This window comes from Faecalibacterium faecis (assembly GCF_040096475.1).
GTDB lineage: Bacteria > Bacillota > Clostridia > Oscillospirales > Ruminococcaceae > Faecalibacterium > Faecalibacterium taiwanense.
In genome coordinates, this window is the sequence record NZ_JBBMEP010000004.1 from 117,174 (window position 1) to 139,131 (window position 21,958).

At 58.1% G+C, this 21,958-nt stretch carries 19 protein-coding genes; 9 read left to right on the forward strand and 10 right to left on the reverse strand.

The window, feature by feature from the left end; all coding sequences use genetic code 11:
• Position 1: 1 nt before the first annotated feature.
• Entirely contained in the window at positions 2-1,066 is a 1,065-nt protein-coding gene (rfbB, locus tag WMO17_RS03260; RefSeq protein WP_097775169.1) for a dTDP-glucose 4,6-dehydratase, read from the forward strand.
• Positions 1,067-1,163: 97 nt separating this feature from the next.
• Here rfbB and WMO17_RS03265 read toward each other — a convergent pair whose 3' ends face one another.
• Positions 1,164-1,682, reverse strand: coding sequence for a hypothetical protein (locus WMO17_RS03265; RefSeq protein ID WP_349137468.1), 519 nt, complete (start codon positions 1,680-1,682; stop codon positions 1,164-1,166).
• 278 nt (positions 1,683-1,960) lie between these two features.
• Positions 1,961-2,560, reverse strand: coding sequence for a uridine kinase family protein (locus tag WMO17_RS03270; protein ID WP_349137469.1), 600 nt, complete (start codon positions 2,558-2,560; stop codon positions 1,961-1,963).
• 447 nt (positions 2,561-3,007) lie between these two features.
• On the opposite strand from WMO17_RS03270, the gene WMO17_RS03275 reads away from it, so the two are divergent.
• The 8 genes from WMO17_RS03275 (at position 3,008) to WMO17_RS03310 (ending at position 10,900) form a co-directional block, all read left to right on the forward strand.
• Positions 3,008-3,592 (forward strand): DUF3793 family protein, encoded by a 585-nt coding sequence (locus WMO17_RS03275; RefSeq protein WP_349137470.1) that lies wholly within the window; start codon positions 3,008-3,010, stop codon positions 3,590-3,592.
• Positions 3,593-4,037: 445 nt separating this feature from the next.
• The gene (locus WMO17_RS03280) at positions 4,038-4,253 is read left to right on the forward strand and encodes a FeoA family protein (protein ID WP_005944556.1); all 216 of its coding nucleotides are present in this window, start codon (positions 4,038-4,040) and stop codon (positions 4,251-4,253) included.
• 82 nt (positions 4,254-4,335) lie between these two features.
• Positions 4,336-4,557 (forward strand): FeoA family protein, encoded by a 222-nt coding sequence (locus tag WMO17_RS03285; RefSeq protein WP_005944554.1) that lies wholly within the window; start codon positions 4,336-4,338, stop codon positions 4,555-4,557.
• A 25-nt stretch (positions 4,558-4,582) separates the two neighbouring features.
• Entirely contained in the window at positions 4,583-6,769 is a 2,187-nt protein-coding gene (gene feoB, locus WMO17_RS03290) for a ferrous iron transport protein B (protein WP_349137471.1), read from the forward strand.
• 33 nt (positions 6,770-6,802) lie between these two features.
• A complete protein-coding gene (locus WMO17_RS03295; RefSeq protein WP_120120321.1) occupies positions 6,803-6,985 on the forward strand; it encodes a FeoB-associated Cys-rich membrane protein in 183 nt (60 codons plus the stop codon).
• A gap of 110 nt (positions 6,986-7,095) precedes the next feature.
• Positions 7,096-7,500, forward strand: a complete 405-nt coding sequence (locus WMO17_RS03300; RefSeq protein WP_005944549.1) for a metal-dependent transcriptional regulator — start codon at positions 7,096-7,098, stop codon at positions 7,498-7,500.
• Entirely contained in the window at positions 7,497-9,227 is a 1,731-nt protein-coding gene (locus WMO17_RS03305) for an ABC transporter ATP-binding protein/permease (RefSeq protein WP_349137472.1), read from the forward strand. The genes WMO17_RS03300 and WMO17_RS03305 overlap by 4 nt, the downstream gene beginning before the upstream one ends.
• Positions 9,228-9,229: 2 nt before the next feature.
• Positions 9,230-10,900, forward strand: coding sequence for an amino acid ABC transporter ATP-binding/permease protein (locus WMO17_RS03310; protein ID WP_349137473.1), 1,671 nt, complete (start codon positions 9,230-9,232; stop codon positions 10,898-10,900).
• A gap of 67 nt (positions 10,901-10,967) precedes the next feature.
• On the opposite strand, the gene WMO17_RS03315 is transcribed toward WMO17_RS03310, so the two are convergent.
• The 8 genes from WMO17_RS03315 to WMO17_RS03350 all read right to left on the reverse strand — a co-directional run bounded on the left by WMO17_RS03315 (position 10,968) and on the right by WMO17_RS03350 (position 21,956).
• Positions 10,968-12,005: an SGNH/GDSL hydrolase family protein gene (locus WMO17_RS03315; protein ID WP_349137474.1), complete on the reverse strand. Its 1,038-nt coding sequence runs from the start codon at positions 12,003-12,005 to the stop codon at positions 10,968-10,970.
• Between the two features lie 205 nt (positions 12,006-12,210).
• Entirely contained in the window at positions 12,211-13,947 is a 1,737-nt protein-coding gene (locus WMO17_RS03320; RefSeq protein WP_120081238.1) for a class I adenylate-forming enzyme family protein, read from the reverse strand.
• Positions 13,948-14,172: 225 nt separating this feature from the next.
• Positions 14,173-15,102, reverse strand: a complete 930-nt coding sequence (locus WMO17_RS03325) for an ATP-binding cassette domain-containing protein (RefSeq protein WP_154255616.1) — start codon at positions 15,100-15,102, stop codon at positions 14,173-14,175.
• 1 nt (position 15,103) lies between these two features.
• Complete coding sequence (locus tag WMO17_RS03330) at positions 15,104-16,156, reverse strand: ABC transporter ATP-binding protein (RefSeq protein ID WP_154255615.1); 1,053 nt, start codon at positions 16,154-16,156, stop codon at positions 15,104-15,106.
• Between the two features lie 12 nt (positions 16,157-16,168).
• A complete protein-coding gene (locus WMO17_RS03335; protein WP_005944541.1) occupies positions 16,169-17,200 on the reverse strand; it encodes an ABC transporter permease in 1,032 nt (343 codons plus the stop codon).
• Positions 17,200-18,141, reverse strand: a complete 942-nt coding sequence (locus tag WMO17_RS03340) for an ABC transporter permease (protein ID WP_097776451.1) — start codon at positions 18,139-18,141, stop codon at positions 17,200-17,202. Before WMO17_RS03340 ends, WMO17_RS03335 begins: the two co-directional genes overlap by 1 nt.
• 256 nt (positions 18,142-18,397) lie before the next feature.
• Positions 18,398-20,431, reverse strand: a complete 2,034-nt coding sequence (locus WMO17_RS03345; protein WP_349137475.1) for an ABC transporter substrate-binding protein — start codon at positions 20,429-20,431, stop codon at positions 18,398-18,400.
• 154 nt (positions 20,432-20,585) lie between these two features.
• On the reverse strand, positions 20,586-21,956 hold the full coding sequence (locus WMO17_RS03350) for a 4Fe-4S dicluster domain-containing protein (RefSeq protein WP_154255612.1): 1,371 nt from the start codon (positions 21,954-21,956) through the stop codon (positions 20,586-20,588).
• Between the last annotated feature and the right edge of the window lie 2 nt (positions 21,957-21,958).

Below are 21,958 nucleotides of genomic sequence, written 5' to 3' on the forward strand. Positions count from 1 at the left end.
TATGAAAACCTATCTGATCACCGGCTGCGCCGGTTTTATTGGCTCCAACTTTGTGCATTATATGCTCAAGAAATACCCGGAGATCCTGCTGGTCAATCTGGATAAGCTGACCTACGCCGGCAATCTGGAAAACCTGAAGGATGTGGAGGGCGACCCCCGCCATGTGTTCGTGCAGGGCGATATCTGCGACAAGGAGCTGGTGGAAGGCCTGTTCCAGAAGTACGATTTCGATTACGTCATCAACTTTGCCGCCGAGAGCCACGTGGACCGCTCCATCAAGAACCCCGAAATTTTTGTGCAGAGCAACGTGATGGGCACGGTCAACCTGCTGCAGCGCGCCAAGGAAGCATGGTATGATGCCGATGCCAAGACTTGGAAAGAGGGCAAGAAGTACCTGCAGGTGTCCACCGATGAGGTGTACGGCGCACTGGGTGCGGACGGCTTCTTTATGGAGACCACCCCCCTGTGCCCCCACAGCCCCTATTCTTCCTCCAAGGCCAGCGCCGATATGTTCGTTATGGCATTCCACGATACCTACGGCATGCCGGTGAACATCACCCGCTGCTCCAACAACTACGGCCCCTACCAGTTCCCGGAGAAGCTGATCCCCCTGATGATCAACAACGTCAAGCACCACAAACAGCTGCCCATCTACGGCGACGGTATGCAGATCCGCGACTGGCTGTATGTGGAGGATCACTGCAAGGCCATCGACATGGTAGCCAACGGCGGCAAGATCGGTGAGGTGTACAACGTGGGCGGCCACAACGAGCGCCCCAACATCTTCATTGTCAAGACCATCATCAACCAGCTGCACGACCGTCTGCAGGACGAGGGCATCAGCGAGGACCTCATCAAGCACGTGGCCGACCGTCTGGGCCACGACCGCCGCTACGGCATCGACCCCACCAAGATCAAGAACGATCTGGGCTGGTACCCCGAGACCCCCTTTGAAAAGGGCATCGTGCTGACCATCGACTGGTACCTGAACCATCAGGAGTGGATGGACCATGTCACCAGCGGTGATTACCAGAACTACTATCAGGATATGTACAAAAATAAGTAACAGCCTGTAAACCAAGCAAAACCAAAAGCCGGACAGCCCGCAAGCTGTCCGGCTTTGTTTGGTTCAAGGGGTGCTCTTCTATGCAGGGAAGGGGAAATCAGTCATACACGCTGCAGGTCCAGTACATCTGTCCGTTGACAGTCACAACGGCAATGCCGATTCTCGTGCAAGCGCTGCGATTAAAGGCAGGATGCTTCAAGGCTTCCGACAGCTCTGCCTTGCCCTCCGGGGTATTGGCTGGAACCTTGGCAAGCAGAATGTCGATCCACTCGCCACTCGCATCTTTCTTCATACCCAAGCCGAAAGTACCACATTGCGTCCAGCCCGCGGTCATGCTTTCCCATTTCTGATGGGTTTTGTTCGTTGTGCTCTCTGGCAGCTCGGTCTTGCCGGCGGCGCGGAACTGCTCTACCCAGATCTGCTCGGCATCAGAGAGCTGTTTTACTTCCTCAAGCGGCGCAGCAAACTCAAGGGTCGCGCGGTAGCTGTTGATCTCGCCCAGCAGCCGCTGCTTTGCCTGCTGCTCCGGCGCAAGCGGCGCAGCCCCGCAGGCGGTCAGCGCCAGCAGCAGCGCACCGGTGAGCAAAAGGGCGGTCAGTCTTGCCAGTTTTTTCATAAGGGGCATTCTCCGTTCTTTGTTGTAGCGTGGCGTTGCTTTCTTCGTGACTATAAGTTTAACAGATGCTACCCCCTCCCCGCAAGTGCGACTTGATGCAAAATAACCCCCCATTCACGCAGGAAGAGAAAAATATTTCCCGCCTTTTTGGGCAAGGTGCGCAAAAAGGGAGCCCCCTCCCCGTGAAAAAGTAGTTCCGAAACGCCCGCAGGCGTTTCGGAACTACAAATAAAAATAATTCTTCCGCTGATAATGGCTAGAGCGGCGCGGAAGCCATTTCAAATCGTCCCGCTTTGGGTGGTGTCTACCACAAAATCCGCCGTCTCCGCAATGTGGTACTGGGCAAAATAGCCCTCCTCCAACGGCACCCACCGGGCGGCAAAGTTTGCATATCGCTCACCCTCCCGCGCCTGCAGGCGGCGGGTCTGCTCTTCTTTTGCGCAGGTCAGGAACACCCGCAGCGTTTCGTAACCGGTCAGCAGCGGGTGGTGGCTGTAGCTGCCCTCCAAAATCACCAGCGGCTGCGCAGCCAGCTCCCGCGCGGGCAGGTACGCACCCTCGCGGCAGGAATAGGCACGGTACTGCACCGGCTGGCCCTCGTAGGCTGGGCGCAGGGCTTCGTCCCGCAGGCGGTCAAGGTCCATATTGGCGCAGGGCGTTTTCTCCCAGCCGCGGATGCGCTGTGCAGGTGGCAGGTAAAAATCATCGGTGTGCAGGGTGATGCTGGCCGGGAACTGCCGGGCCAGCGTATTTGCAAGGGTGGTCTTGCCGCTGCCGCAGCGGCCATCCAGCGCCAGCACCAGCGGCTTTGTGGGCTGCTGTGCCAGTGCGGCGGCAAGAAGGGAGATCAGGCCCGGCGGTGCAATGTTCTGTGGCATGGATGCGTGCTCCTTTTATAAGATAGAACTTTCTCAGTCATTGCTGCGCAATGCCAGATCTCCCGAAGGGGAGAGCTTTTGAATGCGCTGACTCTATAAAGAGCTCCCCCTTCGGGGGAGCTGGCGCGTTAGCGCCTGAGAGGGTTTTCCTTATTATACCACAGCCTGCGCCAAAACGGTAGAATGCACAAAAAGCGAGGTGGAGAAAACCGTGGTTTGCCACGAATAACTTTTTTCAAGAAAAGTGTTGACAACGGCCCACCGCTGTGGTAAGATACAGTCACGTTAGAAATAACTAACCACAAGAAACAGATCGGCAGGCCGAAGCCTTGAATGCTCCGCGCAAAGCTGCTTCTTTTTTGGAATCGAGGTTAGAAATATCTAACTTATAAACGCGGCGCATCCGGGGAACAATAGCCCGGAGAAACAAGGCGGGAGGGCACAGACATGGAGCGCAATTTTGAAACGGTCATGATCGAACAGTGCGCCCCGGTGCTGGCAAGCCTGAAACCGGCAGGCCTGTTCCGCTATGAGACCCGCGACTGCGCCGACCTTGCGCGCCGGGTGAAAAACTGGAACACTCAGCTGAACCCCAAGGGCCTGCGTGTGCGGGTGCTCAAGGGCTGCGTGCTCAACCACCGGTATCTTGTGTATGTCTACCGCGAAAGCAAGCTGGCTGCCGTGCTGGCAGATAAAAAGGTGCAGAGCTTTCTGCGGCAGGAGGGCTACCGCCTGCCGGAAGCGGGTGAAGCACCGGATGTGGGCAATATGCTCACTCAGCTTTCCCGCAAGCTGTGCTGTTCGGCAGAATTTCCGCATGAGATCGGGGTGTTCCTCGGCTATCCGCTGGGCGATGTTGTGGGCTTTATCGAGAACCGTGGCAAGAACTTTACCTGCTGCGGCTACTGGAAGTCCTACGGCGACCCGGATGCAGCGCAGAAGCATTTTGACCAGCTGAGCAAGTGTACAGCAGTCTATCTGCGGCTGTTCCACAGCGGAACACCCATTCTCCGCCTTGCCGTGGCGGCTTAAAATTTGTCATTCTCTTTTCAAATACTCTCTTTTTATCCTGGCACCTGCTGGTGTCCACGCACTGGCAGGAAAGAAATCCTCCTTTTGACACGCGGCCGCGCGGTGCAGACTGACCACTGTACCGCGCGGCTGTGTCATTTGCTGCAAAAGAGCACAGCAGAGCAGAGAAAAAGCTTTGTGATAGTTTACAAGATGCAGCCAAAAAAGAACAAGAAAATGTAAACAATGGCTAACTTTGATTCAATAATTTGAGTTAGTTATTGTTGATTGTGGTGAAAAAACGGAAAAAATCGGGCAGAAAAATTGTTTGTTCATATGAACTAACTTTTAATTGTGAAAAAACTATTGACATAAAAGGTTAGTGGGCGTAAACTATCCACGTTGGTAGTTGCGGCTGACTAACCGCAGCGATATCCCAGATTCAAACAGGAAGGGAAGCGGAAGTATGATGCCTTTGACAATGGCAAAAGCAGGGGAGACCGTCACCATCAAAAAGATCACCGGTAAGGACGAGATCCGGCTGCATCTGGCAGAGCTGGGTTTTGTGGTGGACAGTGAGGTAACGGTCGTCAACGAGATCGCAGGCAACCTGATCATTCAGGTCAAGGAGAGCCGCATCGCGCTGGACAAGACCATGGCAAACCGTATCATGATTGGCTGAACAGTGCCCAGGCGCTGTTTGGGAGCTGCTCCGAAACTGGAATAGTCTCTCTATAAAGACAAGCAGAGGAGGATGGTTAAGTATGAAAACTCTGAAAGACGTAAAGGTCGGCGAGACTGCTACTGTGGCAAAGCTGCACGGTGAAGGCCCGGTCAAGCGCCGCATCATGGACATGGGCATCACCAAGGGTGTTGAGATCTATGTCCGCAAGGTGGCACCTCTGGGCGACCCCATGGAGCTGACCGTGCGCAACTACGAGCTGAGCGTGCGCAAGGCCGATGCTGAAATGATCGAAGTAGTCTGATCCCAAAGGGAGGAAGGATTAAGCAATGAGCATTAAAATTGCACTTGCCGGCAACCCGAACTGCGGTAAAACGACCCTGTTCAACAATCTGACCGGCTCCAACCAGTATGTCGGCAACTGGCCCGGCGTTACGGTGGAAAAGAAGGAAGGCAAGCTGAAGGGCGATAAGGATGTTATCATTCAGGATCTGCCCGGCATCTACTCGCTGTCTCCGTACACGCTGGAAGAAGTGGTTTCCCGTACTTATCTGGTCAAGGAGAAGCCCGATGCCATCCTGAACATCATCGATGGTACCAACATTGAGCGCAACCTGTACCTGACCACCCAGCTGATCGAGCTGGGCATCCCGGTGGTCATGGCTGTGAACATGATCGATCTGGTGCGCAAGAACGGTGATAAGATCGACCTGAAGAAGCTGAGCGCAGAGCTGGGCTGTCAGGCGGTGGAGATCAGCGCACTGAAGGGCGAGGGCACCGAGGCTGCTGCAAAGGCTGCTGTGGCTGCTGCAAAGGCTACCAAGGCTGCTGAGCTGCCCCATGTGTTCACCGGCAGCGTGGAGCACGCCATTGCCCACATCGAAGAGTCCATTCAGGGCAAGGTGGATGACCGCTTCCTGCGCTGGTATGCCGTCAAGCTGTTCGAGCGCGACGAGAAGGTCATGGACGAGCTGAAGCTCGACAAGAGCCTGACCGACCACATCGACCAGCACATCAAGGACTGCGAAGCTGAGATGGACGATGACGCTGAGAGCATCATCACCAACCAGCGCTATGCATATATCAACACCGTCGTGGGCAAAGCTGTTAAGAAAAAGGCCCGCGTGGAGCACCTGACCGTTTCCGATAAGATCGACCAGATCGTGACCAACCGTATTCTGGCTCTGCCCATCTTCGCACTGGTCATGTTCCTGATGTACTCCCTGTCCATGGGCACCTCCATTGCAGACGGCGGCTGGGCCATTGGTACCTTTGCCACCGACTGGACCAACGATGTCCTGTTCGGTGAGATCGTGCCGGGTGCTCTGGGCGGTTTTCTGGAGAGCATCGGCGTGGCAGGCTGGCTGTACGGCCTGATCATGGACGGCATCGTTGCCGGTGTCGGCGCAGTTCTGGGCTTCGTTCCCCAGATGCTGGTGCTGTTTTTCCTGCTGTCCATTCTGGAGGATGTGGGCTATATGTCCCGTGTCGCCTTCATCATGGACCGTATCTTCCGCAAGTTCGGCCTGTCCGGTAAGAGCTTCATCCCTGTTCTGGTGGGCACCGGCTGCGGTGTGCCCGGTGTTATGGCTTCCCGTACCATCGAGAACGAGCGTGACCGCCGCATGACCATCATGACCACCTGCTTCATCCCCTGCGGCGCAAAGATGCCCATCATCGGCCTCATCGCAGGTGCGATGTTCGGCGGTTCTTCTCTGGTGGCTGTCTCTGCTTACTTCATTGGCATGGCTGCCATCATCTGCTCCGGCGTGATCCTGAAGAAGACCAAGCTCTTCGCAGGTGATCCCGCTCCCTTCGTGATGGAGCTGCCCGCATACCATGTGCCTGCATGGGGCAACGTGTTCCGTGCAACCTGGGAGCGCGGCTGGTCCTTCATCAAGCGCGCAGGCTCCGTCATTCTGGCCGCTACCGTTGTGCTGTGGTTCCTGCAGGGCTTCGGCTTCGAGAACGGTGTCTTCGGCATGGTCGAGGATCAGGACAACTCCGTGCTGGCTGCGATCGCTACCAAGGTCGCATGGATCTTTGCACCTCTGGGCTTCGGCAACTGGCGTGCAACCGTCGCTTCCGTCTCCGGCCTGATCGCAAAGGAGAACGTGGTGGGTACCTTCGGCGTTCTGTATCACTTCGGCGGCGAGCTGTCTGAGAACGGCGATGAGATCTGGGCTGCTGTTGCGCAGGACTACACCGCTCTGTCGGCTTACGCCTTCATGATCTTCAACCTGCTGTGCGCTCCCTGCTTCGCTGCTATGGGCGCCATCAAGCGCGAGATGAACAACGGCAAGTGGACCGCCATCGCCATTGGTTATATGTGCGCTCTGGCTTACTGCGCCGCTCTGGTGGTTTACCAGCTGGGCGGCATCATCACTGGTGAGGTCGGCTTCAACTTCTTCACCATCGTGGCTGCTGTGGTTCTGGTTGGCTTCATCTACCTGCTGGTCCGTCCCAACAAGTATGCTGGTGATAACGAGGTCAAAATCGACATCTCCAAGATCTAAAAGAACGCTTTGCACGGAAAGGGTGTGTTTTGTATGATGGAATTTCTCGCCGCGAACTTTAATTTGCCGACGATCATCGTGGGTGCTATCGTGTTTGGCGGTGTGGGCTGGATCACATGGCACTCCCACAAGCATGGCGGCGGCTGCAGTGGGTGCAGCGGCTGCGGCGAAGGCGGCTGCAATGGCAGTTGCAGCGGTTGCAGCGGCTGTCACTGAGCATTGAAATGATCCGCAAAGGGCGCGGGCTGGAACATTCGGCTCGCGCCCTTTTTTCAAAAGAAAAAAGTTAGCCTTGAGTAACATCAAAACGAAAGAGAGTGATCGGGATGGAACTTACGTCGGCGCATCTGCGCTATCTGCTGGCGATCTACGAAGTCTCACAGACCCATCTGGATATCAGCTCCCGCAGCATTGCCGAAAAGCTTGGCGTGACCAAGCCCTCGGTGGTGCGTATCATGAATCTGCTCATGGAGCGCGGCATGATCGTAAAGGAGCACTACGGCAAGATCTATATGACAGACCGTGGCATCTGGGTGGCAAAACAGGTGGATCGGGAGCTGAAAACGATCCTGACCCATTTCCCGCCGGTCAGTGAGCCGCTGAGCGAAGAAGAGCGCTTTACCGCTGCCCTTGCCATGACCAGTGCACTGCCGGAGCGCATCTTTACCGGCGAATATGAGCGTCTGTTTGGCAGTGATGCAGAAAAAGCAGAAACGGAGAAAGCCCAGTGATCAACAAAAAATTGCTGTCCTTTGACCGCGGTGCGCTGCGGTATGTGGGAGCCAATGTGGCTTTCCAATGGCTGGGGATGCTGTGCAACGTGATCTTTGTGCGGACCATTGCCCGGCTGGTGGGCGCAGCCTTTGCGGGCAGCCTGACCAGTGCACAGCTGTGGCAGAACCTTGTGCTCTGCCTTGCCACGGTGCCCATGCGCTTTGCCTTTACCATGCTGGCATCGGCCATGAGCGATCAGGCTTCCAAGGATGTCAAGCGCACCCTGCGCAGCAGCATCTACGCAAAGCTTGCCCGCCTTGGCCCCAACTACACCGAGACGGCGGCCACCAGCGAGGTGGTGATGCTGGCCAGCGAAGGTGTGGAGCAGATCGACACCTACTTTGCAAAATACCTGCCGCAGCTGCTTTACAGCCTGCTGGCACCCGTTACCCTGTTTGTGCTGCTGGTGGGTGTGCACGCACGGTCGGCCATCATCCTGCTGTGCTGCGTGCCGCTGATCCCCATGTCCATTGTGGCAGTGCAGAAGTTTGCCAAAAAGCTGCTGGCGAACTACTGGGGCGAATACACCACCCTTGGCGACAGCTTCCTTGAGAACATTCAGGGCCTGACCACCCTGAAAATTTATCAGGCCGACGGCTGGAAGCACGAGCAGATGAACGCGCAGGCTGAGCGCTTCCGCAAGATCACCATGAAGGTGCTCACCATGCAGCTGAACTCGGTGACACTGATGGACCTGATGGCTTACGGCGGTGCGGGCCTTGGCATCATCAGCGCGGTGGCTGCATTTGCGGAAGGCCGGCTGACCCTGACCGCCACATTGACCATCGTGCTGCTGGCGGCGGACTTTTTCCTGCCGCTGCGGCTGCTGGGCAGCTACTTCCACATTGCCATGAACGGTGCCGCTTCGGCAGAGAAGATCTTCAAGCTTCTGGCAGCGGAAGAGCCTGCCGACGGCGACCGCGTGCCCGGAGAGAATACGACTCTGAAGCTTGAGCATGTCACCTTTGGCTACGAGAAGGACCGCACCATCCTGAACGATGTCTCCTTTACCATTCCGCAGGGCAGATTTGTCTCGCTGGTGGGTGAGAGCGGCTGCGGCAAAAGCACCATTGCGGCGCTGCTGTCCGGCAGCCGCACCGGCTATACCGGCAGCGTGACGCTGGGCGGCGTGCCGGTGCAGGAGCTGCAGCAGGAACAGCGTCTGCGCACCCTGACGCTGGTGCCTCACAACGCCGCCATCTTCAAGGGCACGGTGGAGAGCAACCTGCGCATGGCAAAGCCGGACGCGGACGAGGCACAGCTCTGGGCGGCATTGGAACAGGTGAATCTGGCCGATTTCTGCCGCAGCCAGAACGGCCTGCAGACCGCTCTGCATGAGGGCGGCAGCAATCTTTCCGGCGGTCAGCGCCAGCGCCTTGCCATGGCGAGGGCCCTGCTGCATGATACGCCCATCTACCTCTTCGACGAGGCTACCTCCAACGTGGATGCCGAGAGCGAGAACGATATCATGCGGGCCATCCACAGTCTTGCCGGGAAAAAGACGATCATCCTGATCTCCCACCGTCTGGCAAACGTGGTGCACAGCGACTGCATCTATGCAATGAGCAATGGCCGGGTGATTGAGCAGGGCACCCACGCCGAACTGCTGGCCCAGCAGGGGGCTTATAGCCGCCTGTATCTGGCACAGCGGCAGCTGGAAACACTGGAAGAGGAGGATGCCTGAGCATGAACAAGAGCAATCATCGCAGCCCCTTTGCCATTGTGGGACGGCTGATCGTACTGGTAAAGCCCATGCTGCCCGTTATGCTGGCAGCGATTGTGATGGGTGTGGCAGGCCACTTCTGCGCCACCTTCATTACCATCTTCGGCGGCTTTGGCATCCTGCGTGCGCTGGGGCTTGCAAGCCCGGTGAGGACCGTGGGCACGGCCTTTGCCTGCATTCTGGTGTTTGCGCTGCTGCGCGGTGTTCTGCGCTATGCAGAGCAGGCATCCAACCACTATATCGCCTTCAAGCTGCTGGCCCTGATCCGCGATAAGGTGTTCGGTGCCTTGCGCCGTCTGACCCCTGCAAAGCTGGAAGGCCGTGACCGCGGCGACCTGATCTCGCTCATCACCGCCGATATCGAAGCGCTGGAGGTGTTCTATGCCCACACCATTTCGCCCATCTGCATCGCGTTCATCTGCGTCATCGGCATGACGGGCTTTGTGGGCAGCTGGCACATCCTGCCTGCGCTGGTGCTGCTGGCGGGCTATCTGCTGGTGGGCGTGGCCCTGCCGGTGTGGAGCGCAAAGCGCGGCGACCGTGCCGCCCGGGAGTACCGTCAGGCACTGGCCGATACCAACAGCTATGTGCTGGAAAGCCTGCGCGGCCTGAAGGATACCCTGCAGTATCAGGACACCGCAGCCCGCGCCGAGGGCATCACGGCCCACAGTGAGATGCTGGGCGAAAAGCAGAAGGCGATGAAATACCGCGAGGGCCTGACCGTGGCCATCACGAACACCTTGATCCTGCTCACGGTGCTGGCCGTGCTGGGTGTGAGCCTGAACCTTTACCAGAGCGGTAAAATGGGCGTGGAGGGCGTACTGGTGTGCACCCTTTCGGCCCTCAGCTCCTTTGGCCCGGTGGTGGCGCTGGCAAACCTTGGTGCCAGCCTGACGCAGGTGTTCGCCAGCGCAGACCGCGTGCTGGACCTGCTGGACGAACAGCCCGTCACCGCCGATGTGACCGACGGCACAGACACCGCATTTGCAGGTGCTGCGGCAGAGCATGTGAACTTTGCCTATGCCAATGAGGAGGTGCTGCATGACCTGAGCCTGACCATTCCGGAAAAGAAGATCGTGGGCATCACCGGCCGCTCCGGCAGCGGAAAGTCTACCTTCCTGCGGCTGCTGATGCGCTTCTGGGATGTATCCAGCGGCAGCATCCGCTTTGGCGCAGAGGATATCCGCCGCGTGAACACCGCCGCCCTGCGCGAACAGGAAAGCCTTGTGACGCAGGAGACCGAGCTGTTCGACGATACCATTGAGAACAACATCCGCATTGCAAAGCGGGATGCCACCCGGGAAGAGGTGAAAGCAGCCTGCAAAAAGGCTGCGCTGGACGGCTTTATCCACAGCCTGCCCAAGGGCTATGATACCCCGGTGGGTGAGCTGGGCGGTGCACTTTCCGGCGGCGAGCGCCAGCGCATCGGTGTGGCGCGTGCCTTCCTGCATGATGCACCCTTCCTGCTGCTGGACGAGCCTACCTCCAATCTGGACAGCCTGAATGAGGGCGTGATCCTCAAGGCTGTGCGGGCAGAGTGCAAAGACAAAACGGTGCTGTTGGTCTCCCACCGCAAGTCTACCATGGCTGCGGCAGATATCAGCTTTTCGGTGGAAAGCGGCCGGCTGAGCTGAAAACAGAACAGCGCAAACAAAAAAAGCCTGTCTCGCAAAAATGAGACAGGCTTTTTTGATGGAAAGCTCACTTCAGAGCATTCAAAATCTGGTTTGCAATGTACTGGTGGCCCTTAACGGTGGGGTGGCCGTCGGCAGCGGTCTGCGCACGGGGAATGTCCACATAGATCAAGCCTTCCTGTGTGGCAAGGTCTTTGGCAAAGCGGTTCAATTTGCTGAAATAACGGTTCCATGCGGGCAGCAGAGGCACCGGATTGGTGTAGCCCAGCAGCACGATTTTGGCATCCGGGTTCAGTGCGCGGATACCGGCCACGATCTGCGGCAGACTGTTGGTCACATTGGTATAGGCCTGATCGCAGATCTCATCCATGCCGCGGAACAGCAGGCGGTTGGTGGCGCGGCTCTCGTCAAAGGTAAGGGTCATACGGTTCAGCGCTTCGAGGAAGAGCCCCAGCTTCTGGAAGTTGAAATCACGCAGGGCACCGCTGACCATCAGTGCGGCAAGCTGCTCGCTCTTCCAGTTGGTGGCCTCGCCCAGACCTACGATGCAGGGCACCAGCGCGTCGTTGGAACCGATCTGGATGGAGATGATATCGGCCTTGCGCAGATACTCCTGATATTCCGGGTAGACGTAATATGCGCCGGAAGCCTGATTCATCTTGGGCATGGCGCTGTTCTGCACCATATCCAGCATGTCAGGGCTCATCAGGCCGGGCAGGCCCAGATTGATCGCGTGCTGGCGGTCCAGCCCAAGGCCCTTGCCCACAAGGGCGGTGTAGCATTGGGAAGGGTAGCCCTCAAAGTTCGGCTGCAGATCGTAGCCGATCTGGGCGATGTTGTATTTCATATCGGCAAGGCCGACACCGGAGGTGATGCTGTCGCCCAGCGCCACATAGGTGAGCTGCTGCTCCGGTTCGCCGGCTGTCTGGGCATCGGCGGGCAGGGCGGTCTCCTGCTCGGCAGGCGCTGCGGTCTGCTCCTGCTGCACCTCTGCTGCTTCGGCGGCAGGCAGCTCCGTCTGTTCGTCGGCAGCAAATGCAGGCATGGCCAGCAGCACAAGCGCTGCCGCTGCGGCCAGAAAGCTGGCAAACTTTTTGTTTTTCATTGTAATTCCTTCTTTCTGGAATGACTGCACCTGTGCGGCACAGCTGTTGTCTCTATGATAAAATGGAAAGTAAAAATTGTCAACTGACAAAATTCAAAAAATTGCGGCCATCGCTGCGTCCGTATTCTGCGGTTCCTTCCATACAAAAAAGCTCTCCCTTTCGGGAGAGCTCAGTGTCTGAAAAATTACAGGGTGAAGTTCAGGATCAGTAATCGCGGGGAGTGATCTCTTCTTCCAGCTTGCGGTAGTCCACCTTGCCAACAGGGGTAAAGGGCATTTCGGAGATGAACTTGTAGCCCACCGGCTGCACATACTCCGGCAGCTCTTCATTGCACAGCTGGCGCAGTTCCCGCACGATCTGGCGCTTTTTCTTGTCGCCTTCCGGGTCCAGCACCACGTAGACGAAGGGCAGGCGGCCCTGCACATGGTCCTTATCGGTGCAGCCCACCACCGAGCACTGATGCACGGCCGGGTGGCGGCTGATGACGTTCTCGATCATGGACGGGAACACCTTGAAGCCATCGTGACGGATGATCATGCGCTTGATGCGGGAATCCAGATACACAAAGCCGTCCTCGTCCATGTAGCCGACATCGCCGGTGTGTGCCCAAATCTGGCCGTCTGCATGGCGGCGCAGGATCATGTCGGTCTCCTCGGGCTTATTGTAGTAGCCCTTCATGACGGTGGGGGTGCAGATGCAGATCTCGCCGCGCTCACCGATGGGCAGTTCGGTCTCGGTGCCAGGCTCAAAAATGGACACCACCGTGTTCAGCATGGGAATGCCCACGCTGCCGGGCTTGGTCACGTTGCCGGCGGCAACGGTAGCGGCAGAGGCGACCTCGGTCATGCCGTAGCCCTTGGCCAGCGGATACTCCACGTTGTGTGCCTTCAGGAACTCGTTCACGGTCAGCTCAGCGCCCAGCGGCAGCGAGTCGCCGCCGGCGGCATAGTTGCGGATGAAGGAGAGATCCTTCTTCTTCTTGAGCAGCGGAGAAGCTGCCATCTGCTGGTAGTGGGCCGGAACGCCGAACATGTGCTCGGGCTTGTGCTTCCAGATCAGTGCGCCCAGCTTGTCGGGGTCCAGATTGGGGATGATGACGACATGCAGGCCCATGACCAGCGGCATGTGCACGCCGCAGGCATAGCCGTAGGCAATGAACGGAGGCATGACGTTCATCAGCTTCTGGCCGCGGCAGAACAGGTTGCTCTGGGCGATGAATTCGTGGGCCAGAGAGTTAAAGCAGTCGTCGGTCAGCATAACGCCCTTGGGCGAACCGGTGGTGCCGCCGGTGTGCACCACCACGCAGGCGTGCTGCGGGTCGTAGGGTTCGGCGTTCATGCTCTGATCCTTGCCCTGTGCAATAAAGTCCTTCCAGTGGATCACATTGGACTTGTAGCGGTTCTTATCGGGGTTGGTCAGCTTGTAGCCGACGGCCAGATGCAGCGGCAGAGAGTCTGCGGGGCTGATGACCAGAACGCGCTCCACATTGGTGCGCTTTTCTGCCTTGTGGCAGCGCTCATAGGTCACATTCAGGCAGATCAGCAGGCGGGAATCCACCTCCTCGATGTACTCGTGGATGCCCTCAACGCTGTAGCGCGGGTCCACCAGATTCAGCGTTGCGCCGATCATATCGACAGCGTAGAAGGCATAGATCACCTCGGGGGTCATCACGCTGACAACGGTGATGATGTCGCCCTTCTTCACGCCGAGAGCACGGAAGGCGGCCGCGGTTTTCTTGACATTCACAAAGAGGTCTGCAAAGGTGAATTTGCGGCCATAATACTCCAGAGCGGTCTCGCTCAGATGGTTCTTGTTCTGATGGCAGAGATACTCAAAGGCGCTGCACTTGGGCAGGGGCATGTCGATGTATTTCTGGTCATAGTACTTCAGCCAGGGCTTCGCAGTGGACGCATAGAGCGGTTCACGCTGTTCAGTAGTCATAGAATAAAGTCCTCGTTTCTTTCTTTCTTCTTCTTTTCATTGCCAAAAGCCGACAACTTTGCAAAGAAGATGAAAGCCGCCGGTCAGAACACGCTAATAACTCAAAAATCAGAATCAATGATGCAGATTCTATTGTAGTGGAGCTGCCGGAGAATGTCAAGAAATAAACTTTGAATGTTGCGTAAAAGTGCCGTAAAACAACGGTTCCTCCCGAAATGTCGGGGGTCAGCGCGGCAGCCACTGTTCGGCTTCGGCAGCGCTGCACAGTACAAAATGCTCAGGCCGCAGTTCGCGCCACTGGGGGGCCTCTCTGGAGTAGTCGTGCATGGCGGGGTCGTACACCAGCAGCTTTTTCTGCCGCTCCCGGCGGGGGTCCGGCATGGGAATGGCGGAAAGCAGGCTGCGGGTATAGGGGTGGATGGCGTGGGCTGTCAACTCTTCGGCCCCGGCCAGCTCCACGATGCGGCCCTTGTGGATGACGGCGATGCGGTCGGAGATGTAGCGCATCACGGAAAGATCGTGGGCGATGAACAGGTAGGTGATGCCGCGTTCCTTCTGCAGGCGGCGCAGCAGGTTCAGCACCTGTGCACGGATGGACATATCCAGTGCGCTGATGGGCTCATCGGCAACGATGAACTCCGGCTCCACGATCAGGGCCCGGGCAATGCCGATGCGCTGGCGCTGTCCGCCGGAAAATTCGTGCGGGAAGCGGGAGGCAAATTCCGGCAGCAGACCCACGTCCAGCAGAGCCTGACGCACCTTTTCCTCCTGCTGGGCGGTGGAAAGATCAGGCCGGACGTTCTGCAGGCCTTCGCCCACGATGTAGCTCACCTTGGCGCGCTCGTTCAGCGAGGACTGCGGGTCCTGAAAGATCATCTGGATCTCTTTGATGATCTGCCTGTCCAGCTGGCGGGAAATTCTGCCGTTGATCTTCTGGCCTTTATAAAGGATCTCGCCGCCCGAGGTGGGCAGAATGCGCAGGATGGCCCGGCCAATGGTAGTTTTGCCGCTGCCGCTTTCGCCTACAAGGCCGAAGGTCTCGCCCTTATAAATTTTAAAGTTGGCATCCTGCACAGCTTCATATGCTTTTTTGCCGGAGCCGTAGGTTACGTTCAGGTGGTTCACTTCCAAAAGAACTTCGCGTTCATTTTCCATCTTACAGCCCCTCCTCTCGCAGCATTTTTACCGCAGCAGGCGGCTCGATCTTGGGCGCCCGGGGGTCCAGCAGCCATGTTTTAGCCTTGTGGGTGGGCGTTACCTTAAAGTAAGGCGGGCGCTTGACAAAATCGATCTTCAGCGCCTGCGGGTTGCGGGGTGCAAAAGCATCGCCGCGAATTTCCGCAAACAGGTTTGGCGGTGTGCCCACGATGTTGAACAGGTCCTCGCCCTTCACGCCCATCTGCGGCATACTGGAAAGCAGCGCCCATGTGTAGGGGTGGCGGGGATCGTAATAAATTTCGTCAGCAGTGCCGATCTCCACAATGTCGCCTGCGTACATCACAGCCACGCGGTCTGCAATGTTTGCCACAACGCCCAGATCGTGGGTGATCATGACGATGGTCAGATCGTACTTGAACCGCATTTCCTTCAAAAGCTGCAAAATCTGGGCTTGAATGGTCACGTCCAGTGCGGTGGTCGGCTCGTCGCAGATCAGGATCTTGGGGCTGCAGGCCACCGCAATGGCAATGACCACACGCTGGCGCATGCCGCCGGAAAACTCGTGCGGGTACTGCTTAAAGCGCTTTTCCGGGTCAGAGATGCCCACATCCCGCAGGTATTCCAGCGTTTTTTCCTTGGCGGCAGCACCCTTTAAGCCCTGATGCAGGGCAACGGCTTCCATGATCTGTGCCCCGATGGTCTTCAGCGGGTTCAGGCTGGTCATGGGGTCCTGCATGACCATGGCGATCTCTCGGCCACGTACCCGCAGCCAGTCCTTTTCGGTTCTGAGGTCAGAAAGGCGCAGCGGCTTGCCGTCCGCCATGCCGTAGTAATCAATGGTGCCGCTGGTAATGGAGCCGTTGGCATCCAGCAGGCCCATGAAGCTCTTGGTAAAAACGCTCTTGCCGGAGCCGCTCTCGCCTACGATGGCAAGCACCTCTCCCTGATAGAGGTCAAGATCGATGCCACGGATGGCGTGCAGCACTTTTCCACGCAGGTTGAACTGGATGTTGACATCTTTTGCGGAGAGAATGAGCTGGTTGTGTTCCATGATACCTCCTCCTTACTGCAGATGGTTCTTCGGATCGGCAGCATCCGAGAAGGCGTTGCCGATCAGATAGAACGCAATGGTAACAAAGCTCAGGATGAGGGTGGGGTACAGCAGCTGGTAGCGCAGCCCGGCCTGCATCATCACCTTGCGGCCGTCGTTGACCAGGTTGCCCAGCGAGGGGGTCTCCACGGACAGGCCCAGACCGATGTAGGTGATGAACACCTCGTTGCCAATGGCTTCCGGGATGGTAAGGGCCATGCGAAGCATGATGACCGAGACGAGGTAGGGCAGCAGGTTGCGCAGCACGATACGGATGGTGGGCGTGCCGATGCAGCGGGAAGCCACATTATAATCCCGGTCGCGGATAATGAGGATCTGGTTGCGGATGAAGCGTGCCATTTCGATCCAGCCCTTGATGGCCATGCCAAGGACCATGGTCCAGATGCTGGGGGTGGCTACATAGGAAATGAGGATCAGCACGATGGCGGTGGGAATGTTATCGAAGATGTTGTACAACTCGGTGAACACAAAGTCCAGCCCGCGCACATAGCCCCACAGCACACCGGCGGTAATGCCCACCACAGCTTCGATGAGGGCCACGAAGAAGGCGATAGTCAGACTGGTGCGTGCACCGGCCCAGATGCGTGCCCACAGGTCCTGACCGATGGAGTTGGAACCCCAGATAAAGCCGTCCTGCCCAGGGGCGATGTTGCGGTACTGGATGCCGGTCACAGGGTCCACGGCGCACAGGTTCGGGTCTGCCTGACCGGGCAGGTGGGGCTGGATGAAGGCAAAGGCAACCACGACCACCAGCGCGATCAGCAGGGCCACGGCGAACTTGTTCTTGAAAAAGGCACGGAAGGTGCTGCCCCAGTAGCTGTAGTTGGAGCTGGCGGTGGCTTCGGCCTGTTCCTCACTGAACCCGGCGGGGGTGAACAGCTCATCCTCCGGCAGATTTTCCCAGCCGGTGCGGCGCTGTGCCTGAGCAGCATTCAGCTGGTCCTCCAGCTGCTTCGATTTTTCGCGTTTCAGAAAAGAGAGCATCAGCGTCCACCTTCTTTCTTGCCAAAGTTGATGCGGGGATCAATGAGTACCATGAGCACATCGCCCAAAATCAGGCCGATGATGCCCACGCAGGCGTACAGCAGCACGATGCCCTGCACCATGGTATTGTCGTGGCGCTGCACACAGGTGACCAGCAGGCCGCCCATGCCCGGGATGCTGTACAGGCTTTCGATGTAGATGGAGCCGACGACGGTGTTCAGGAATGCGGAGGGAATGTACTGCACCAGCGGCACCATGGCGTTGCGGAATACGTGGTGCAGGGCGATATTGTTCTCGCTCACGCCCTTGGCGCGGGCCAGCTTGACGTAGTCCTTGTTGCTCTCGTCCACCATATAGCGGCGCAGCCACATGGCGTAGAACGCAAGGTTTGCAAGGCTCATGCTGCACACCGGCAGCACCCAATAGCGCCAGTTGGCGGCATCGAACAGCAGGCCCACGCCCATGGCGGTGGTGCCGTACATCTGGATATACAAAAAGTACACTGCCGCAGGCACCGCCTGAATGAGCACGATGAATGCCGTGCCCAGCTTATCCGGCCAGCGACCCTTATAACGGCCCATGACAAGGCCCAGCGGGATGCCCAGCACAAGGCTCAGCAGCATGGCCAGCACACCCATTTCGATGGAAATGGGCAGCTTCTGGGCAAGGATCTTGGTCACGGGAGCGTTGAGCTTGTAAATGTGGCTCACGCCCAGATCACCGTGCAGCGCATCCCGCCAGAAATGGCCGATCTGCACCGGAAGCGGGTCCAGCAGGCCCATGGACTGCAGCCCGGCCTGGATCTGTGCCTCGGTCATTTTTTCGTAGTTTGCAAAGTAGCCTTCCACCGGCATGAGCCGCAGCAGGCAGAACACCAGCGTCACAATGACGAACAGGGTCAGAATGGAGCGCCCGATGCGTTTTGCGAGATATTGCACCATAGCTGTGCACCTCTCTTTTCTTTATAAATACAGATAAGTATAGAATAACGCAAAATCTTACGTTTGGAAAGTGATTTGTGAGTTTTTGCGGGAAAAATGGGGAGCAAACAAAAACTCCCTCAGCCTTTGCTGCGCAAAGCCAGCTCCCTCGGGGAGGGAGCCCTTGGCATGACGGGAAAGTTTCCGGTTTCGCCAGAGGCCCCATCCCAGAGGGGGCTGTCTGCGCAGCAGACTGGGGGAGTTTCCGATTCAGTTTTTACCGGGCGTCGCGGTTCTGGTTGTACTCCTCCATGGAAACGTAATGGTCGAGGATGTGCACGCCCTTCAGACGGTTGGTGGAAAGGCCTGTGGGCGCGTACTGGCCCTCCCACAGGTTCAGGCGGGTGGCAATGTAGGGCGGCACCGGCATCCCCAGCGGGATGACCAGTGCGTTCTCAATGAGGAAGGCTTCGGCATCCGCAAAGGCTTCGTACCGGGCATCCAGATCCTCGGTGATGGTCTTGGCGTTCTCCACCATGGACATGTACTGCATCACGAGGTCGGCGGTCTCGCCGGTCACGATGCCGTCCTCCACGCCGGTGCGCAGGAAGCTGTAGCAGGTGCCGCGGTCGCCGGCTTCCTGATAGAAGGGGTACACCTCGGTCTCGGGGTCGGAGTAATCGGCACCCCAGTAGTAGGACATCAGCTGGTAGGCACCCACCCGGCGCACCGCGTTCAGGAAGTTGTCGGACGGACCCTGCGTGATGATGATGCTGATGAAGTCGAAGCCGTCGTTCAGCACGGCTTCCACCTGCTGCTTGAACACCTGACACTGCTTGTCCCAGTCCACCACAGCGGGGTTGTACGGATACTGAATCTTGATGGGGAAGGTGACACCGGCGGCGGTCAGCTCTTCCACGGCGGCATCACGGTACTCTTTGGCCTTGGCTTCGTCAAAGAAGTCGGAGAGGTTTGCAAGGCCGCCGCACTCAGTATAATCCACGCCTTTGCTGTTGGCACAGAAGGACGGCGGAGTGATGGTGTGCAGCTTGTAGTTATCGTAGCCTTCCGGCGCGGTGACGGCCAGCGTGACGGAGGGATTGATGGCATACAGGAAAGCCCTGCGGAAGTTGGTGGAGTTGATGGCCTTGGCCCAATTGTCCGGCTCGTACTGGGCATCCACGCCGGTCACGGTCCAGTTGGAAAATTCGTGGCGGTAGGGCAGGAAGTTGAAGATGTAGAAGTAGCTCTTGCCGGTTTCCGGGCGCTCCATGGAAACCATGTCCTTGGTGGTGTCGTCGGCCAGCCAGCTGTCCAGAATGTCGGAGCTGATGGTAGCCTGATCGATCTCGCCGCGCTTGACCATCTCCGGGCCGCTGATCAGCTCTTCCTGATTGTAGATGTAGCGCACCGTGTCGATGTAAACGCTGTCGGCATCGTAGTTTTCGGGGTTCTTCTTCATCACCCAGTTTTCCAGCGGAGTGTACTCGGCCAGATAGAACGCGCCGCAGCTGCAGGCGGTCTCGGCACTGGTGCAGAACTGGTCGGCAAACTCCTCCAGCAGCGGGCCGTAGGCGGGCTCGTAGGGAGCGTAGCTCAACAGGCTGAGAAAGCCCGGGAAATCAAAGTTCAGGGTGTAGGTCAGGGTGTGCTCGTCCACAGCCTTCACGCCCACGGTGGAAAAATCCACAGCCGGGTATTCGGTGGTGGTGCCGTCGGCGGCAGCGGCGGTCACGGTGCCGTTGGCATCAATGGCGTAGGTAGTGCCGTCCTCGGCCACGGTGCCGTTATTGGCGTTGTTGCGGTAAACGCAGTAGTTATAGTAGTCGTCCGCACCGGCCACATAGGGGGTGACAAGGCTTGCAGTAGAGGAAGCGTAGTCCGGGTTCAGCACATAGGCCAGCGCATCCACAAAGTCCTGCGCGGTCACAGGGCCAAGCACCTCGCCGTTGCAGTCCACCCAGTTCTCATCCCGCAGGTGGAACGTCCATGTCAGGCTGTCGGCATCCCACTCCCAAGCAGTGGCAAGGCCCTCCCGGATCTTGCCGCGGTTGTCGTACTCCACCAGCGTGTCGATGCACTGAGTGCCGTGGTAAAGGTCCGGGTCAGCTGAGCAGACCAGATAGTTCAGGGTGGCGGGCTGACGGGAATACAGCACGGTGTAGGTGGAGCTGCTGCCGGCAGCGCCGGTGCTGCCGCCATTGGAAGCGGAAGAGCCGCCGCAGCTGCTCAGCAGACCAGCCGCTGCTACAGAAAGGGCGGCTGCGCCGCTGCCTTGCAGGAACTGGCGGCGGGAGATGGAATGAGCCATAGTAAAATCCTTCTTTCGTAAGATCTTGGCAAAAGCTTGCTTCGTGCTTTGGGATAAGAAAGGGGTAACGGAAATAGCTCCGTTACCCCTTTGTAACAGTCGGTGGCCACGGTGCGTGGTCTTATGGTCAGTATAGCATTGAATCTGTGCGCCGTCAATCGTTTTTCGGTGTGTCGGGCACATCCTTTTCTGCGGTGTTTTCCGGTGCGGCAGCAGGGGTTTCGTCCAGCGCGGCGGGGGCTGCTTTTTCCGGGGTCAGTGCTGTGATCACGGAACCGGCCGCAGCAGGCACGGCAGCGGCCGCAGCGGTTTCTGCGGGGGCGGCAGCCGTCTGTACAGCTGTCTCAGCAGCGTCGGCACCGGCTTCGGCTGCTGCCTTGGCGGCTTCCTCTGCAGCCTTTTTGGCTTCGCGCTCCTCACGCAGCTGCTTTGCCTTGGCAGCGGCTTCTTCCTGCCGCTTTTTGGTGCGGGCCTTGATGCGGCACACGGTGCACACACCATCCACACTGCCCGGCGCAATGGGCTTGCCGCATTCCTTGCACAGGGTCTTGGTGCATTTGTGTACACTTACCGGGCCAAGGGTGGTGAGCTGGCGCAGCTTCATGCCGTTGATGCCATGGTTGGAGCAGGAGGCCACGCACACCTCGCACTCGCTGCACTTCCACGGCGTGATGACGATGCGGGTCTGGCCGTCGGGCAGATCCTCCAGCTTCAGCGCACCGGCGCGGCAGGCCTTTTCGCACTTGCCGCAGCCAAAGCATTTATCGGTAAAGTTGGGCAGGTAGTAGCCGTACTTCAGCGGCGTTTCCATGGATGCCTTCAGCTGCTTTGTGCGCTGGTGCAGCAAAAGGCGGAAATCCACACCGCCGTCGTCCTCGCTGTGCAGGCCGGGCAGCATCTGCAGCAGCTTTTTGGTGCCACTTTTGGAGCCGTGGCTCACCTGCTCAAACATTTCGCGGCGGCTCAGCTCCTTTACGTGGTAGAGCGCTTCGTCCGGCTCGTAGGCCAGAGTGAACCGTGCCTCGAACATGGGCTGGCCAAAGAAATCCACAAGCCTTGTCAGCTCCTTGCGCAGCTGGGCGGCGCACAGGTCGTTCTCACATTCACCGCAGGGGGTCAGGTCCAGCACGATCTTTTTGTTCAGGGCAAGGTAGGCCAGTGTCTCCCATGTGAGGGCAGAGATGCAGGTGCGCACCATGGAATTTTTGCGGGTGGACTTTTCGCAGCCGATCCAGATGGTGTCATTGTCGGTATCGGCGGCAGAGGTGTCCCGCTGCACCTGCTCCGGCGAAGGGATGATGCAGCCGCTGCGGCAGGCAGAGACGCACAGGCCGCACTCGGTACAGGGGTCCCAGTCCTTCACAAGGTTCGGGCGGGTAAAGATCTGTTCGCCATAGGGGCAGATATCCTTGCACTCGGTGCAGGGCTTGCGATGGGGATGCAGGTTCCAGCACTGGCGGCGGTTGATCTCGGGATGGGTAGTTTTCATCAGCATATCCATCGCGGTGCGTGTAAAAAAGCCCATAG

What these genes read in the sequence shown, in the direction of transcription:
- WMO17_RS03285 (WP_005944554.1), top strand. Translation starts at nt 4,336, where the DNA reads ATGAAAACTCTGAAAGACGTAAAGGTCGGCGAGACTGCTACTGTGGCA.
- WMO17_RS03345 (WP_349137475.1), bottom strand. Translation starts at nt 20,431, where the DNA reads ATGGCTCATTCCATCTCCCGCCGCCAGTTCCTGCAAGGCAGCGGCGCA.
- WMO17_RS03275 (WP_349137470.1), top strand. Translation starts at nt 3,008, where the DNA reads ATGGAGCGCAATTTTGAAACGGTCATGATCGAACAGTGCGCCCCGGTG.
- WMO17_RS03340 (WP_097776451.1), bottom strand. Translation starts at nt 18,141, where the DNA reads ATGGTGCAATATCTCGCAAAACGCATCGGGCGCTCCATTCTGACCCTG.
- rfbB (WP_097775169.1), top strand. Translation starts at nt 2, where the DNA reads ATGAAAACCTATCTGATCACCGGCTGCGCCGGTTTTATTGGCTCCAAC.
- WMO17_RS03265 (WP_349137468.1), bottom strand. Translation starts at nt 1,682, where the DNA reads ATGAAAAAACTGGCAAGACTGACCGCCCTTTTGCTCACCGGTGCGCTG.
- WMO17_RS03270 (WP_349137469.1), bottom strand. Translation starts at nt 2,560, where the DNA reads ATGCCACAGAACATTGCACCGCCGGGCCTGATCTCCCTTCTTGCCGCC.
- WMO17_RS03310 (WP_349137473.1), top strand. Translation starts at nt 9,230, where the DNA reads ATGAACAAGAGCAATCATCGCAGCCCCTTTGCCATTGTGGGACGGCTG.
- WMO17_RS03330 (WP_154255615.1), bottom strand. Translation starts at nt 16,156, where the DNA reads ATGGAACACAACCAGCTCATTCTCTCCGCAAAAGATGTCAACATCCAG.
- WMO17_RS03325 (WP_154255616.1), bottom strand. Translation starts at nt 15,102, where the DNA reads ATGGAAAATGAACGCGAAGTTCTTTTGGAAGTGAACCACCTGAACGTA.
- WMO17_RS03315 (WP_349137474.1), bottom strand. Translation starts at nt 12,005, where the DNA reads ATGAAAAACAAAAAGTTTGCCAGCTTTCTGGCCGCAGCGGCAGCGCTT.
- WMO17_RS03350 (WP_154255612.1), bottom strand. Translation starts at nt 21,956, where the DNA reads ATGGGCTTTTTTACACGCACCGCGATGGATATGCTGATGAAAACTACC.
- feoB (WP_349137471.1), top strand. Translation starts at nt 4,583, where the DNA reads ATGAGCATTAAAATTGCACTTGCCGGCAACCCGAACTGCGGTAAAACG.
- WMO17_RS03295 (WP_120120321.1), top strand. Translation starts at nt 6,803, where the DNA reads ATGATGGAATTTCTCGCCGCGAACTTTAATTTGCCGACGATCATCGTG.
- WMO17_RS03300 (WP_005944549.1), top strand. Translation starts at nt 7,096, where the DNA reads ATGGAACTTACGTCGGCGCATCTGCGCTATCTGCTGGCGATCTACGAA.
- WMO17_RS03280 (WP_005944556.1), top strand. Translation starts at nt 4,038, where the DNA reads ATGATGCCTTTGACAATGGCAAAAGCAGGGGAGACCGTCACCATCAAA.
- WMO17_RS03320 (WP_120081238.1), bottom strand. Translation starts at nt 13,947, where the DNA reads ATGACTACTGAACAGCGTGAACCGCTCTATGCGTCCACTGCGAAGCCC.
- WMO17_RS03335 (WP_005944541.1), bottom strand. Translation starts at nt 17,200, where the DNA reads ATGCTCTCTTTTCTGAAACGCGAAAAATCGAAGCAGCTGGAGGACCAG.